Origin of the sequence: Mesorhizobium sp. M2E.F.Ca.ET.209.01.1.1 (assembly GCF_004010375.2) — a bacterium.
Taxonomy (GTDB): domain Bacteria; phylum Pseudomonadota; class Alphaproteobacteria; order Rhizobiales; family Rhizobiaceae; genus Mesorhizobium.
Window position 1 is genome coordinate 1 of sequence record NZ_SADP02000527.1, and the last position, 353, is coordinate 353.

General features: G+C 68.8%; 1 pseudogene. It reads left to right on the top strand.

The window, feature by feature from the left end:
* A pseudogene (locus EN852_RS36770) lies at positions 1 to 353 on the top strand (ornithine cyclodeaminase family protein); the annotation flags it as partial.

Consider the following 353-nt stretch of genomic DNA (forward strand, 5'->3'; position numbering starts at 1 on the left):
CGACATTGTCGCCTCGGCAACGATCTCCAACACGCCGCTAGTCAGGGGCGCGCTGCTGAAGCCGGGCGCCCATGTCGATCTCGTCGGCGGCTTCACGCCGACGATGCGCGAGGCCGACGACGAGGCGATCAGGCGCGCAAGCGTCTATGTCGACACCCGCGCCGGCGCCACCAAGGAGGCCGGCGACATCGTCCAGCCGCTGGCCTCGGGCGTGCTGAAGCCGGAAGCAATCGTCGCCGACCTGCACGAGCTCGCACGTGGCGAGAAGCAGGGTCGCCAGAGCGACAGCGAGATCACCCTGTCCAAGTCGGTTGGTGCGGCGCTAGAAGACCTCGCCGCCGGCATCGCCGTCT